11 protein-coding genes, 1 tRNA gene and 1 pseudogene are annotated in these 13,630 nt (G+C 32.9%); 9 read left to right on the top strand and 4 right to left on the bottom strand.

The genetic code is table 11. From position 1 onward, the window contains the following. The first annotated feature begins 42 nt into the window (after positions 1 to 42). The gene (locus OLM51_RS13125) at positions 43 to 411 is read left to right on the top strand and encodes a hypothetical protein (protein WP_264551055.1); all 369 of its coding nucleotides are present in this window, start codon (positions 43 to 45) and stop codon (positions 409 to 411) included. A 98-nt stretch (positions 412 to 509) separates the two neighbouring features. On the opposite strand, the gene OLM51_RS13120 is transcribed toward OLM51_RS13125, so the two are convergent. The 3 genes from OLM51_RS13120 to OLM51_RS13110 all read right to left on the bottom strand — a co-directional run bounded on the left by OLM51_RS13120 (position 510) and on the right by OLM51_RS13110 (position 4,814). After that, positions 510 to 1,580, bottom strand: a complete 1,071-nt coding sequence (locus OLM51_RS13120) for a DUF4291 family protein (protein WP_264551054.1) — start codon at positions 1,578 to 1,580, stop codon at positions 510 to 512. Positions 1,581 to 2,106: 526 nt separating this feature from the next. Continuing rightward, the gene (locus tag OLM51_RS13115; RefSeq protein WP_264551053.1) at positions 2,107 to 3,648 is read right to left on the bottom strand and encodes a hypothetical protein; all 1,542 of its coding nucleotides are present in this window, start codon (positions 3,646 to 3,648) and stop codon (positions 2,107 to 2,109) included. 428 nt (positions 3,649 to 4,076) lie between these two features. Then, the gene (locus OLM51_RS13110; protein WP_264551052.1) at positions 4,077 to 4,814 is read right to left on the bottom strand and encodes a hypothetical protein; all 738 of its coding nucleotides are present in this window, start codon (positions 4,812 to 4,814) and stop codon (positions 4,077 to 4,079) included. Positions 4,815 to 5,544: 730 nt separating this feature from the next. On the opposite strand from OLM51_RS13110, the gene OLM51_RS13105 reads away from it, so the two are divergent. From OLM51_RS13105 to OLM51_RS13075, 7 genes and pseudogenes are all read left to right on the top strand, one after another. Continuing rightward, complete coding sequence (locus OLM51_RS13105; RefSeq protein ID WP_264551051.1) at positions 5,545 to 6,261, top strand: type 1 glutamine amidotransferase domain-containing protein; 717 nt, start codon at positions 5,545 to 5,547, stop codon at positions 6,259 to 6,261. Between the two features lie 12 nt (positions 6,262 to 6,273). Beyond that, the gene (locus tag OLM51_RS13100; protein ID WP_264551050.1) at positions 6,274 to 7,323 is read left to right on the top strand and encodes an acetoacetate decarboxylase (ADC); all 1,050 of its coding nucleotides are present in this window, start codon (positions 6,274 to 6,276) and stop codon (positions 7,321 to 7,323) included. A gap of 27 nt (positions 7,324 to 7,350) precedes the next feature. After that, positions 7,351 to 8,712 (top strand): aldehyde dehydrogenase, encoded by a 1,362-nt coding sequence (locus OLM51_RS13095; RefSeq protein ID WP_264551049.1) that lies wholly within the window; start codon positions 7,351 to 7,353, stop codon positions 8,710 to 8,712. An 88-nt stretch (positions 8,713 to 8,800) separates the two neighbouring features. After that, positions 8,801 to 9,733: an NAD-dependent epimerase/dehydratase family protein gene (locus OLM51_RS13090; protein ID WP_264551048.1), complete on the top strand. Its 933-nt coding sequence runs from the start codon at positions 8,801 to 8,803 to the stop codon at positions 9,731 to 9,733. 41 nt (positions 9,734 to 9,774) lie between these two features. Next, positions 9,775 to 10,686, top strand: a pseudogene (locus OLM51_RS13085) (helix-turn-helix domain-containing protein). A 17-nt stretch (positions 10,687 to 10,703) separates the two neighbouring features. Further along, the gene (locus OLM51_RS13080) at positions 10,704 to 11,432 is read left to right on the top strand and encodes a nitroreductase family protein (protein WP_264551047.1); all 729 of its coding nucleotides are present in this window, start codon (positions 10,704 to 10,706) and stop codon (positions 11,430 to 11,432) included. Between the two features lie 176 nt (positions 11,433 to 11,608). Beyond that, positions 11,609 to 12,589, top strand: a complete 981-nt coding sequence (locus OLM51_RS13075; protein WP_264551046.1) for an alpha/beta hydrolase — start codon at positions 11,609 to 11,611, stop codon at positions 12,587 to 12,589. Between the two features lie 305 nt (positions 12,590 to 12,894). Here OLM51_RS13075 and OLM51_RS13070 read toward each other — a convergent pair. After that, positions 12,895 to 12,968: transfer RNA gene (locus OLM51_RS13070), tRNA-Arg, on the bottom strand. A gap of 114 nt (positions 12,969 to 13,082) precedes the next feature. Here OLM51_RS13070 and OLM51_RS13065 point away from each other — a divergent pair. After that, the gene (locus OLM51_RS13065; RefSeq protein ID WP_264551045.1) at positions 13,083 to 13,595 is read left to right on the top strand and encodes an adenine phosphoribosyltransferase; all 513 of its coding nucleotides are present in this window, start codon (positions 13,083 to 13,085) and stop codon (positions 13,593 to 13,595) included. The last annotated feature ends 35 nt before the right edge of the window (positions 13,596 to 13,630 follow it).

The raw sequence follows: 13,630 nt of genomic DNA, 5'->3' as shown, positions 1-13,630 counted from the left end.
ATTAAGTCAATAATTGTAAAAACAACAGTGAAACTGAAGAATATGATTTGTATAAAGAAAATACAACTAAGCCAGGAAACTTTTCCCGTAAACTACTATGATGATGAAGTAGCGCTTACTTTTTACTGTAATGATAAAGGAGAAAAGCACCAAACAATTTTGTCATTAAAAAAATCAGCTTCTCTTAATGAAGCTGTAGATAAAGATGAAATGACGTATGAAGAACTTGCAAAATTAGGAGTTGATAAGCTTGAAAATTTAAAAAGAGAAGACAGGAAACATGAATATCGCTACCTAAAAACATTTTCAAATAATTGTAAAAAAGAGTTCTTAGTGATTTTTAATTTTAAGGAGTATAGAGAGTATTACAGTTGCCATGTTTTTGGCGTTATTGAAGTGGCAGATGAATAGTTGTATGTATCGTTAGGGTTAAATGTTAAATTGTTACTATTTTTAATTTATGGTTTATCAGATTTAGTTATGGTTTATTTTTCAGGGGTTAAAGTTGCTCACATCCATTGCTCATCAATGAGTTCGGGCGTTTCAAAATCAACTATTCTTTCTTTAGGAAGCATTAGTTTTTCAATCTGATTTTGGTCGATATATTGTTTTTGTTCTTTAATAAAATCAGAAACGTCGAATACAAAATCAATTTTTTCTTTTATCAATTTCTCAAAATCCTCTTCGTTTAAATCAAGTTGAATGGTTTGTCTTTCGAGTTCTTTTCCAAAATAATCATAATCGGGATTCCAATTTGGTGTTACTTTTTGTAAAATTTCTTTAAAGACTTCTTTTTTTATCCAAAGAGCCAATACACTTTCCTGATTTTCTTTTTCTCGCGAGCTGTAATCGTGCATTATTGATAGAAAACTAAGGTACAATGTGTTTGTTTTCAAGCTGCTATAGTCAGGTTTTTTAAGATCTTGGCTTTCTGTAATAGTGGCAGCTGTACTTTTTTTATTAACCAGATATAATACAATATACTCCGTTACTTTACCATCATATGGTGGGGCAGTTTCTATAATGGCAACATTTTTCATGACATAACCTATTATATCTTGTCCTTTTTGCGCTAACTCTTTTAGCCTGTCTGAATAATTTTCAAGTGCTATTTCAAAGCCTTCATAGCGTGATTCTCCTATTGTAGGAAATTTTCTTCTGAACTCAAAATCCCATTTTACCAGCCTTTTGGTTGCGTATTTAGCTATTGTTTCATTGGCTTGTTGTGCTATTTGTTCTAGATATTTTTTAGCCTCATTAGTACCTATGTCTGCAAGTGCCCAAGTGCATTTTCTTTGTAAAGGAAAATATTCATTCCATCTAATATATTCAAAATCAGAAAATGCTACTTTAAATAAAGTTTCTGCCGTAATAGGATTTGAAAGATACTGAAAAGTCTGAGCCATATTTTCATGATTCTTGTGCCAGTCTGATTCGAAGATTTGACAAAGAAGTAAAAGAATTTCTTCGTCTTCTTCGTAGGTGTGAATAAAAGAAAAAGCTTTTTTATACGCTCCATCACTGTCTTTCTCGGTTATAATTTTTTTTATTTTAATTAAATCAGTTTCTCTTTGGTTCATTAGTTTATTTTAAGATTTTGGCGAAAGCCAATACTTGTTATTATATTCTTTGAGCTAATATAAATAATTTATGTTTTAAATGAATTAACAAAGAAGATTAAACTTTTTGATCCTATTCTATTGTTGCAAAAGATTAGAGATTTTATTCAAAATGTATTTCTACTCATAAAAAAGACATATTATGGTTAGCAGTGGTTTTGATAATCCATATTTTTAAAATATTTTACATATAATTATTCGTAAATTGATATTCTAAATATTTGATTCCTGCGAAGATTAGTTGAATACTAAAGAAAAGGCATAAAAAAAATCCCATTCCGTTAGAAATGGGATTTTAATTTAGTGACCTCTAACGGACAGATTTCGCACCATTTTATGGAGGATTTGAAGATATTAACCTACTATTTGTAAGGTCTGTCTTTGAATGGCTTAAACAATTTGGTTTGGATGTCCAGTTGGTGATTGATGTAAAATTATCTCACTTTTACCAGAATTTGCACCCATTTTGTATTTAGATATACTTTTTTTAATTATCGCAGAAAGAGCCAATTTGCTTTAAATGCCTCTCGGTCTGGTATTTATTAAAATTGTCCCATTTTGGAGGTGTGCTTGTTTTTTGGCCGTACATAGCATCCAGGCAAATGTTGTTGTCCTTGTATTTGTCATGCAAAACAGCTAAAATTTTAAAGAAAAATTCATCCAGCATGATTATGGCTTCCAATTCTGATTTTAGTGTGCTGTAATTAGAATCTGAGGGATTTAATAGCTGTAGTAAATTTAAAAGCTCTTTCTTTTCATCTTCATTGATTTCAGTGGCATAACCTGTTTTTAAGGTTTTAAAGACCAGGTTATTCCAGATTCTGCTGTCATGTCCCCATTGTACATCAGGCAGGTTTAGGGAATGTTCGCAAATTAGAATAATAGAAAAAAGAACATCATTTAAATACTCCGCCGGGAATTCGTCAAAGCTTCTGAATTCGAAACCGCTCTGGTACATTTTTTCCTGATTAAAATCAAGCCCCACTTCCGAAAGCATTTCATATTCCATGTGGGCTTCAATCTGATCGCGCCACCAGATGTTTTCTTCTTTTGTAAATTTCAGTAGTTTTCTAAAATTGTCCACCTTATAGGTTAGAATTTTACCTTTTGGCATTGATTTGTTATAGGTCCCAACACCTATGTAACGAGACATAGCATTTCGCATTGAACCTAAAGTGAATTTTTTGTCTAAACTGTATTTATCACTGATCACGCCCATAATATCAGGGCTTCCGAGCGTGGATATAAAAAAAGGCTCAAACCACTGTAATAGGTAAATGGCGTTAGCATGTGTTTTTTCAAAATCATTGTAATCCACAATTCTGCTGTCTTCTGTTAATGACGGCAAGGTGATATGAAAATGGTAGGTTCCGTTATTAAACAAAACCAGATTTTCCTGATTGGTCATAAACATATTAAGGCCGTTGTTGTAATCCGGAAAATTTAATTTTCCGTTTAACACAGACGATTCGTTGATTTTATCCAAAAACAGTTTTTTGGTTGCTTTCAATTCTTTGCAGGAATCAGTAATTGTTCTGTTTTCAAAATATTTGGTTACAAATTCAATAGAATCACCATCAAAATGTACAGATCCCATCGTTTTGTTTCTTTGGGTAATCATACTCTGAATGTTGTATGGCTGATCTTCAAGGAAAAGTTCCATGATCGATTTGCCCAGATATTCCGGATTTTCAATCGGTTCTGCGATCGTTTCACCGGCTTCCGTATTGATTAATGTTTTTATTGGCGATAATGTCTTGTGCTGATAATTGATATCGAGCTTTTCCAGCGAATGACTGTTCATCATTCGGCTTACTTTATAGCTTTCAGTCAGGTTAAAAGCTTTTTTCAGCATAGGAGCCAGGCTTTCGGGTTTATAGCATTTTCTATAATCAATACTATATTTCTCAAAACCAATTTTTTCTTGTATAAATTCACCAGAAACTATTAGGGGTTCTTCAAATTGCATGTAGGTTTCGTTTTCCAATCCTATTCCCCAATAATATTTTTTTGTCTGATTATCTGTCATTTATACTTACTTTCTTTTTTAAGGTTAATTATAATTTTTAAAGCATTATTTCATCTGAAGATACAAATTCGGCGGTTAGCATTAGTGACAGGAAACCTATAACGGATTAAGCACATTATTGCCTCCATTATAAAAGTCTTTGTTTACTTTTAAAAATATAGGAATTTGTATTTTAGATATTTCGCACTTTTTATCGAGGGAAAGATCAAATAAGGAGTAAAATTTTATAATAGAATTATAAAATCACCAGTGTTATTAATCGCTTTTGTATCAATAATTTAAGCAAGGGAACGGCTAAATCACAACTTTTGCTGTTCTTGTTTTTTCTAAGTTGCAAAACTAGTTTTTTATTATCGTATTTCCAAGTAGTTATCTCGTTGATAATCAGTATTTTTTTTTAATGTTTAGCAATATGACGAATTGCGTTTTTATTCGTGATAATAAAACACATAAGAGGAATACAAATCATCATTCCACCAGTCTTTTCTCACTTCCGAAAAGTAATTGTAATTCAGTTTTCCTGCCTGTGACTGTAGCGGATATACGACAATGCCATTTTCGCGGTACGCTTTATGCAATTCGGTTTCAGGAACCACGGGAACAATGTGTCCGGAGAGACCTTTTTCCCTTCTCTTGGCGCAGATTATTCCAATTCCGCCATAGGTATTTACCTTCTGTTGGATTTCTTCAGCTGTAAACATTTTTTCCCATCCAAAATTTGGTCCCCATTCTAAAAACCAGTCGTGTATGGCACTGGAATAGATACGGTCTACGGTTTGTTCAAAAACAGCTTTTACATCTTGGCCTTGTATAATTTTTTCAAGGGATTCGGGAGTCCACCAAACGGTTGGAAGATATACTTTAGCAAAATAGCAATAATCATAAGCGTATACATTGCAATAGGTATCTTCTGGAGTTCTTTGATATCTAAGACTGGTTTCAACGTCCAGTTTATCAATTATTCGGGCAATACTTTCTTTTTTACTCGCTGTATCAGTCAGGTCCCTATAAGGAATGGCAGAATCCATTATCGGTTTTTCTTTCATTTCCATAGAATCCAGCTGCGATTTTAGATCTGGTAACAAATTGGCTTTCTTGATCTGAATATTAGATAGTGTATGATCATCTAAAGGTAACGATGCTACTGTTACAGTATGTTTTTCCATCTTGACTGCTTAAAGTTAATTGACCTGACGCCGCTAAATGGATTAATTATACAGCGAAATTTGGTTAGCCAGCGGGTAAATGTAAGGATTTTAAGTTGCTAAAGAGTTTTAGAAAAAACAAATTACAGAAAACGGTGTGATTGCTTTAATTGTTTTGTCCTTTTTTACTTCCTCTTCCTTGTCTTCGTTGTTAGCTAATAGAAAGAAGTTGACTTATTTATTGAATAATGATAATATAAAAAAAGGCGCCAATTATATTCAAATGGCGCCTTTTGGCTGTGGTGACCTCTACGATACAATTTACAAACCATTTTATGAATGATTTAAAGAAATTGGCTTATTCTGAGGTTATTTTGTAAGATAATTAATCTGATATCTAAATAGGAGACGGTTTGTATGTAATGTAGGGGTTAAACGTTAAAAAAATTAAGACATTTTAATCCATATACATTTTTAATGTTATTAAGTTGTAACATTTTTTTGTGGAATTCTTGAATTCGAAAAAGGCATTTAAAAAAGTTACGGATTTAAAAATATGCCCTTATCATTATCTGCAATTTTCGTTTGCATACGCAAATATTAATGTTCCTAATATTACAAGCAAATTACTTTCTGACTCGTTTTTTATAATTAAAATTTCAACAACAGAGATTATGTTATAATTTCAGTTGATTAGGTTACTTCTGTTTTGCATTTAAGACGGAACTTTGTATCATCAAAAAGAGATATTATGAACACATTGAAATTATTAATTATTGTTACCGGGATTAATATGTATGACGATGGCCAATTGCCAACTGGTCTATGGCTCAGTGAACTTACCCATATCTATGATAAAGCTAAAGAGCAAGGGTTTGAAATTACCATAGCAAGTCCAAACGGTGGAGATACACCGATTGATCCTGAAAGTTTAAGACCTTTAGTTTTGGATAAAGTATCTAAAGGATATTGGAATAATATTCAATTTAGAGAAGAATTAAAGCACACCAAAAGTTTAAAAGAAGTATCAAAACAAGAATTTGATTGTGTTTATTTAGCAGGTGGACATGGGACTATGTATGATTTTCCAAATGATACTATTCTACAAAAAATCATTAAAGATCATTTCGAAAACAATAAAAAAGTGGCTGCGATTTGTCACGGTGTAGGCGGATTGTTGAATGTTAAACTTTCCAATGGCGACTATTTGATAAAAGACAAAAAGATAACTGGATTTAATTGGTTTGAAGAAAGTCTTGCCGGACGAAAAAAGAAAGTTCCATTTAATCTTGAAGCAGCATTAAAGGAAAGAAACTCCGATTATAAAAAAGCTTTTATTCCTATGACTTCAAAAGTAGTTGTTGACGGTAATTTAATTACTGGTCAAAATCCTTTTAGCTCTAAAGAAATGGCAAGAGTAGTAATGAAAGAACTTGAAAAAATTAAAACAAACTCAGATACTAAATAAAACTATAACACAGTGAAAAAAATAAAAATCATATTTTTTGTAGTAGTCCTTGGTGTAATTCTACTTTTTATACCAGGCTTCTTTCTAAGCAATGCCATCATTAATACAGCATCTGCAAATTCAAATCTGAAAGCAATAAACAACGATTCAATAGCTAAAAACGATACCATTATTGAATTGGCAGGTCATCAACTACCTGTTTTAAAGGGCGGTATGTTTGATAGATTCCATTCCAACTCACCCCTTTCCGTAGTCGCAGAGGAAAGACCTGATATAGATTTAAGCTGGTTCAAAACCCTTCACAAAGAAGAAAAAGATGTTGGCTTTATCACATATTCACCGAACTTTTATTACAGCAATAGTAGTATTACTGCTATTTATACAGCAGATATGAGCAAAATAAAAGAGCTACTTCCTGCGGAAGTAAACGAATTGGTCAAACCGATTTCTTATACACCCGGTAGAGGATTGATCGCTATTACTTCCTATGCTTACCATTTTTGTGATAATGATTCATACAATGAACTCTCTATCTCTATTGTAACCACTAAACAAAATAAAAGTAATTGGGGACTGATTTCTTTAATGGGTGAAGTAAATGACAAAAGTCTATGGGGTTATGTGTTGAAATTGCCTGTTAATACCGAATTAGCAAGAGTTCGTGGAAAAGTTGGATATAATTTACCGAAATGGTTAATCCCCATTGATTATAACACTGATGGAAACAATGTAACTTTCACTTATTACGATGAAAAAGGGAATTTAGATTTTTCAATGACAGGTAAAAAATTAGAGGTTACCAATTCAATACCTGAAATTAACCGTTCGAATTTTATCAATCTTAATACAAAAGGCCAGTTAACACACGGTTACAGTGATGTAAGAGCAATAAAAAAAGCAACAAGCAAAAAGGCTGAAGATATTCAATTTAATCTTTCAGATGGTCCGTTATCAGCCTTTATCAAATCATTGGAACTTAAAAAATTAGTTCGCTATGATTACCAACCGGAATTTCAAGCAGCTTTATACACACCTGAATTAGTGACTGAAAACAATAAATAATTCAACTCATTTTTAAAAATTAAGGAAATGGAATTCGCTAAAATATTTCAATCGCAGAAGGAGTTCTTCAACACTCATCAAACAAAAGATGTGGCGTTTAGAAAGGAAACTTTACTAAAGTTGAAAGATATTTTGAAAGGAAACGAACAACAACTATACGATGCGATTTACAAAGATTTTCGCAAAGGTACTTTCGATACTTTTTTAACTGAACTTAATTTAGTTCATAAAGAAATCAACTTTTTTTTGAAAAATTTAGATAAGCTTGCTAGACCCAAAAAAGTAAAAACGGCTCTCAGTTTACAACCCGGAAGCAGCCATATTTATGCAGACCCTTTGGGCGTAACTTTGGTAATTGGGGCGTGGAACTATCCTTATCAATTGACTTTAGTTCCTTTGATTACAGCCATTGCAGCCGGAAATACTTGTGTTGTAAAACCAAGTGAATTACCCGAAAATACAATGCGCCTTTTGGCGGAATTAATCAATACTAATTTCCCTTCCAATTATTTGTATGTTGCTGAAGGCGGCATACCGGAAACAACCGAGTTATTGAAATTGCGGTGGAGCAAAATTTTCTTTACAGGAAGTCCAAAAGTAGGGCAGATTGTGTATGAAGCAGCTGCGAAAAACTTGGTCCCCGTAACGTTAGAATTAGGAGGTAAATCGCCCGCTATTGTAACAAAGACAGCTAATTTAGAAGTGGCCGCAAAACGTATCGTTTGGGGTAAATTTTTAAACGGTGGTCAAACTTGTATAGCACCTGATTATTTGCTGGTTGAAGAATCCGTCAAAGACAAATTTTTGCAATTGTTAAAAGATAAAATTGAAGAAACTGGATATATAGATGGTGCAGAGCACTATACAAGTATAATCAATAAAAGAAATTATGACAGAATATTAAGTCTGATTACTCCTGGTAAAATATTTTATGGAGGGAAACATAATGAAGAAATGCTTTACATTGAGCCCACAGTCCTGACCAATGTAACGTATGATGATGCTGTCATGCAGGAAGAAATTTTTGGTCCGGTTTTGCCAGTGGTTTCCTTTAAAAATTATGATGAAGCTCTTGAAAAAATCATTAATGGAGAAAAACCTTTGGCAGCCTATCTTTTTACAAATAATGATGATGAGAAAGATAAACTACTAAACAGAGTTTCCTTTGGTGGTGGTTGCATCAATGATACGTTGATGCAGATTACAAGTGATTATCTTCCTTTTGGCGGAGTTGGAAATTCCGGGATTGGTCATTATCACGGTGAATTCGGATTTTTGACATTCTCACATCAAAAATCAGTAATAGAGAAAACAACTTGGGGCGAACCCGATTGGAAATATCCGCCTTATTCAGATAAAAAAATGAAGTGGCTAAAAAGGGTAATGTAACAGAGATAATGTTACAACAACCCATAACAGAGTTACGTCTATCACTATGATAATACTGAACTTTGTAGTAGAATTTAAAACTAAAAAAATGCAAGTAATATTAGGAGCCAACGGTCAAATTGGCGAAGAATTAGCAAGAGAATTGAAGAGAAGTTATACTTCAGAGATAAGAATCGTAAGCAGAGAAGCAAAGAAAGTTAATGATACAGATATAGTATTTTCTGCCGATTTATCTAATAAAAAAAGTGCTATTGAAGCTGTAAAAGGAAGTGAGATTGCTTATTTTACTTTAGGGCTTCCTATTAGTTCTGACTTATGGGAAAAACAATTTCCTCTCATTCTACGAAATGTCATTGATGCCTGTAAAATCAACGGAACAAAATTGGTTTTTTTTGACAATACTTATATGTACCCACAGGATGGTCGTTTGCTCACTGAAGAAACCCTTTTCGATCCAGTTGGAAGAAAAGGAAAAGTAAGAAGAGAAATGGCTGAAATGGTTTTGAAAGAAATAGAATCAGGTGAACTCGAAGCGGTTATTTGTCGTGCACCGGAATTTTATGGACCTGGTAAAACACAAAGTGTAACCAACACTTTGATTTTTAATAATATAAAGGAAAATAAAAAATTGAAGGTGCCTTTGAGAGATGATAAATTGAGAAGTTTAATTTGGACACCAGATGCAAGTAGGGCAACAGCTTTAATTGGTAATACACCTGATGCTTTCGGTCAAACTTGGCATTTGCCGATTGATGATAACATGTTAAATTATAATCAGTTTATCAATCTGGCATCAAAAATTTATGGAAAAAAATTGCAATATTCAGTTGTACCAAAATTTGTTTTTAAAATTGGCGCAAGATTTAATGAAAGAGTGAAAGAATTGCAGGAATTACTTCCAAGATATAAATATGATAATTTATTCGACGATTCAAAGTTTAAAAAGCGTTTTCCTGATTTTCAGGTGACAACATATAAACAAGGTATCGAACAAATTAAGAATGAACAATTATTAAAATAAAAAATTGTAACTTAGTGATGTATAAGTCAGAATTTCAACAAATGAAAACTCCTTCAAAAGTTTCATCAATAAGTGCATTACATCAATTTTTAGGATTAAAAAGCCCTTCTAATCCGTTGATCAGTGTATTTAATTTTGATGATGTAAAGTTGGAGCCTGAAACAATTTTAAGCACCATAACAACTGATTTTTATGTGGTTGCTCTTAAAAAAGAGTGTGCAGGAGGCAAATGTAAATATGGGCAGCAATATTATGATTTTGATGAGGGCATAATGTACTTTATAGCTCCACATCAAGTATTGCAGTTTGAGGATGTTCTTCTTAATGGTGTTAAAGGATTTGTTGCGGTAATACATCCCGATTTTTTGCAGGGATACAACTTGGCTGCCATAGTTAGAGACTATGGCTACTTTTCATATTCAACCAGTGAAGCTTTATTTCTATCTGAAAAGGAAGAAAAATCGATAATGGACATAATTGAAAATATCAGTAGTGAGATTGATGCCAACATGGATTCATTTACTCAGGATTTATTAGTGTCTAATATCGATTTGCTTCTGAAGTATTGCAATCGTTTTTACAACCGTCAGTTTTTGACAAGAAAAAAAGCCAATAACGATTTACTTAGTAAATTGGAAAATGTACTTGATGGTTATTTCAAAAATGACAAATTGGAGAAAGATGGCATTCCTACGGTTCAATATGTTGCTAACGAATTACACTTAAGTCCTAATTATTTAAGCGATATGTTAAGAGTTCACACAGGACAAACAACTCAACAGCATATTCAGAATAGAATTATCGAAAAATCAAAAGAACTGCTCTCTACCACTTCTTTGTCAGTTTCTGAAATTGCTTATCATTTAGGTTTTGAACACCCGTAGTCTTTTCACCGCTTGTTTAAAAACAGAACCTCTATTTCGCCTTTAGAGTTCAGACAATCATTTAATTAATGCTATTTAAAATAACGATGAATTTAACTGAAATATTAAATTTTAGACGTTCCGTTCGGGTTTATGATAAAGAAAAACCTATTGATGAAGGAAAGGTAAAAGAATGCTTAGAATTGGCAACTTTGGCTCCAAATAGTTCCAATATGCAATTATGGGAGTTTCATCATATAACAAAACCAGAATTATTAAAACAAGTATCTAAGGCTTGTCTAGACCAAACTGCAACTTCAACAGCTTCACAAATTGTAATTTTTGTAACCAGAAGAGATTTATTTCGAAAGAGAGCGAAATTTGTTTTAGATTTTGAAAAAGGGAATATTCGCCGGAATAGCCCGCAAGAACGTCAAGAGAAAAGAATTAAGGATCGTGAATTATACTATGGTAAAATAATGCCTTTACTCTATTCGCGTTTTTTTGGGTTACTTGGAATTTTCAGGATAATTTTAACAAAGATTATTGGATTATTCAGAACTATTACAAGAGAAGTCTCTGAGAATGATATGAGAGTAGTTGTTCATAAATCATGTGCTTTGGCAGCTCAAACTTTTATGATTGCAATGGCTAACGAAGGGTATGATACCTGTCCTTTAGAAGGTTTTGACAGTAAAGTTTTAAAGGGAATTTTAAAATTGCCTCAAAGTGCCGAAATTAATATGGTAGTTTCATGTGGAATTAGAAAAGAAAATGAAGGCATCTGGGGAGAAAGATACAGAGTTCCTTTTGAAGAAGTATATATAAGAAATTAATTTTCAAATATATATTTCAACCAGAGATTTGGTTACACACTTAATTGATTCAGTTACACAATCTTGCCAATTTATCAGGAAATTTGTTAGTGATAAGTTTCATCAAAATCTAAGTCAAGAATAAAAATTACTTAGAGCACTTTGTTTAAAAATAATAATCATTAAAATTTACTTTTATGGCACAACCAATTCCAGCAGAAAAAGACCCTCAAATCCTCTTACAAATTAGAGATTTTTTAAATGCTCTAAATAACAGTGGTGGCAAACCATTGGAAACAATGACGCCTCAAGACGCAAGACAAGTACTGATAGATGCTCAAAAGTCAGTAGAATTTGATTATTCAGATATTGTTGAATCCGAAAGAGAAATTATACAAGATGGTTATACAGTAAATATTCATATTGTAAAACCTGCCGATGCAGTTTCTGAAAAACTACCAGTATTTATGTTTACACATGGTGGTGGATGGATATTAGGGGATTATCCTACCCACAGGAGATTGGTAAGGGACTTAGTCGTAAATAGTGGGGCAGCAGCAGTTTTTACAGACTATACACCATCGCCTGAAGCTAAATATCCAACCGCTATTAATCAAATTTATGCGGCTACAAAATGGGTTTCAGAAAATGGAGACCAGATAGGAGTAGATGGTAAAAATATGGCGGCCGCTGGAAACAGCGTTGGCGGAAATATGACTGCTGTACTTTGTCTTATGGCAAAAGATAAAGGTGGCCCTGAAATAAAATTCCAATTACTTTTATGGCCAGTAACAGATGCTGATTTTACACGTGAATCTTGGCAAAAATATGCTGAAGGCAGATTCTTAACAGCAAGCTTAATGAAATGGATGTGGGATAACTATACTACAGATTTAGAGCAAAGAAAAGAATACTATGCTACCCCGTTCAGTGCTTCAATTGAAAAATTGAAAGGATTGCCACCTGCATTAGTACAATTAGCCGAGAATGATATTCTTTTTGATGAAGGATTAGCTTATGCCCGTAAGTTAGATGAGGCTGGTGTTCCTACAACAATTCAAACCTTTAACGGATTTATCCATGATTATGGTTTGTTAAACCCATTAGATCATATTGATGCGGTTAAATTTTCATCTGAACAAGCTGCCTTGGGCTTAAAAAAGGCTTTATTTAGTTAGTAAAACTTAAAAAATGTGCAGAGGTCAGCTCATAGTTGCTGGCCTCTTTTTTTTTATGATTAGTCGGATATTTTCCTCAATACTTCTCTTCTTCAATTTCCACAAACTTAAATTATTGTTAATATAGAGATAATGGATTTGTTAGAAATGTAGTGTTTACAATGTTTTACTGGTGGTTTGTGTCCAGTGGAGTTAACTTGATAGGATTTACAAATCTCTCTTTTTTAGATGTAAAAGATGGTTAAATAGTGTAGAAAGGACATAAAAAAACGCTAAAACCTAAGTTTTAACGTTTTCTTAAGAAGTGACCTCGACTGGATTCAAACCAGTAACCTTCTGAGCCGTAATCAGATGCGCTATTCAGTTGCGCCACGAGGCCTTTTTGTTATCAATTAGCTAATTTTTCGTAGCTTTGTTGATTGCTTATTGCGGGTGCAAAGATAGACATAAATGTGAGATATACAAGAGAAAAATAACATAAAAATAAAAAAAAATGCAGATTGAAAATTATATACGTGATATTCAAGACTTTCCAAAAGAGGGAATTTTATTTAAAGATATCACTCCGCTCTTAAATGACCCAATTGCAAGAAAAGAATGCCTTAAAATTTTAGCAGAATCATTAAAAGATCAAAAAATTGATAAAGTAGTAGGAGCAGAGAGTCGTGGCTTTTTCTTTGGTGTATTACTGGCTCAGGAATTAAATGCTGGGTTTGTTCCTGTCAGAAAGCCCAAAAAGCTGCCTTTTAAGACCATTTCTGCGTCATATGAACTCGAATATGGTACAGATAGTTTAGAGATGCATACAGACGCTATAAAGAAAGGAGATCGTGTTTTGATTCACGATGATGTTCTGGCAACAGGTGGCACTGCAAAAGCAGTTTGTGAATTGGTTGAAAAATTAGGTGGCGAAATTGTACAATGCAATTTTTTAATGGAATTGAGTTTCTTAAACGGGAAAGAAAAAATTAAGGAGTATCCGGTTTTTTCTGCTTTGGTGTATTAAGGGCTGAATTAATGAATAAAAAAAATCCCAATTCT

The sequence above is a fragment of the Flavobacterium sp. N2038 genome (assembly GCF_025947185.1).
In the GTDB taxonomy this organism is placed as follows: domain Bacteria; phylum Bacteroidota; class Bacteroidia; order Flavobacteriales; family Flavobacteriaceae; genus Flavobacterium.
The sequence above is the reverse complement of the archived record's forward strand: the minus strand, read 5'-3'. Positions and strand labels throughout refer to the sequence as shown.

Bases quoted from the DNA above. Each gene is read 5' to 3' on its own strand.
- OLM51_RS13125 (WP_264551055.1), top strand. From the start codon at position 43: ATGATTTGTATAAAGAAAATACAACTAAGCCAGGAAACTTTTCCCGTA.
- OLM51_RS13120 (WP_264551054.1), bottom strand. From the start codon at position 1,580: ATGAACCAAAGAGAAACTGATTTAATTAAAATAAAAAAAATTATAACC.
- OLM51_RS13115 (WP_264551053.1), bottom strand. From the start codon at position 3,648: ATGACAGATAATCAGACAAAAAAATATTATTGGGGAATAGGATTGGAA.
- OLM51_RS13110 (WP_264551052.1), bottom strand. From the start codon at position 4,814: ATGGAAAAACATACTGTAACAGTAGCATCGTTACCTTTAGATGATCAT.
- OLM51_RS13105 (WP_264551051.1), top strand. From the start codon at position 5,545: ATGAACACATTGAAATTATTAATTATTGTTACCGGGATTAATATGTAT.
- OLM51_RS13095 (WP_264551049.1), top strand. From the start codon at position 7,351: ATGGAATTCGCTAAAATATTTCAATCGCAGAAGGAGTTCTTCAACACT.
- OLM51_RS13090 (WP_264551048.1), top strand. From the start codon at position 8,801: ATGCAAGTAATATTAGGAGCCAACGGTCAAATTGGCGAAGAATTAGCA.
- OLM51_RS13080 (WP_264551047.1), top strand. From the start codon at position 10,704: ATGAATTTAACTGAAATATTAAATTTTAGACGTTCCGTTCGGGTTTAT.
- OLM51_RS13075 (WP_264551046.1), top strand. From the start codon at position 11,609: ATGGCACAACCAATTCCAGCAGAAAAAGACCCTCAAATCCTCTTACAA.
- OLM51_RS13065 (WP_264551045.1), top strand. From the start codon at position 13,083: ATGCAGATTGAAAATTATATACGTGATATTCAAGACTTTCCAAAAGAG.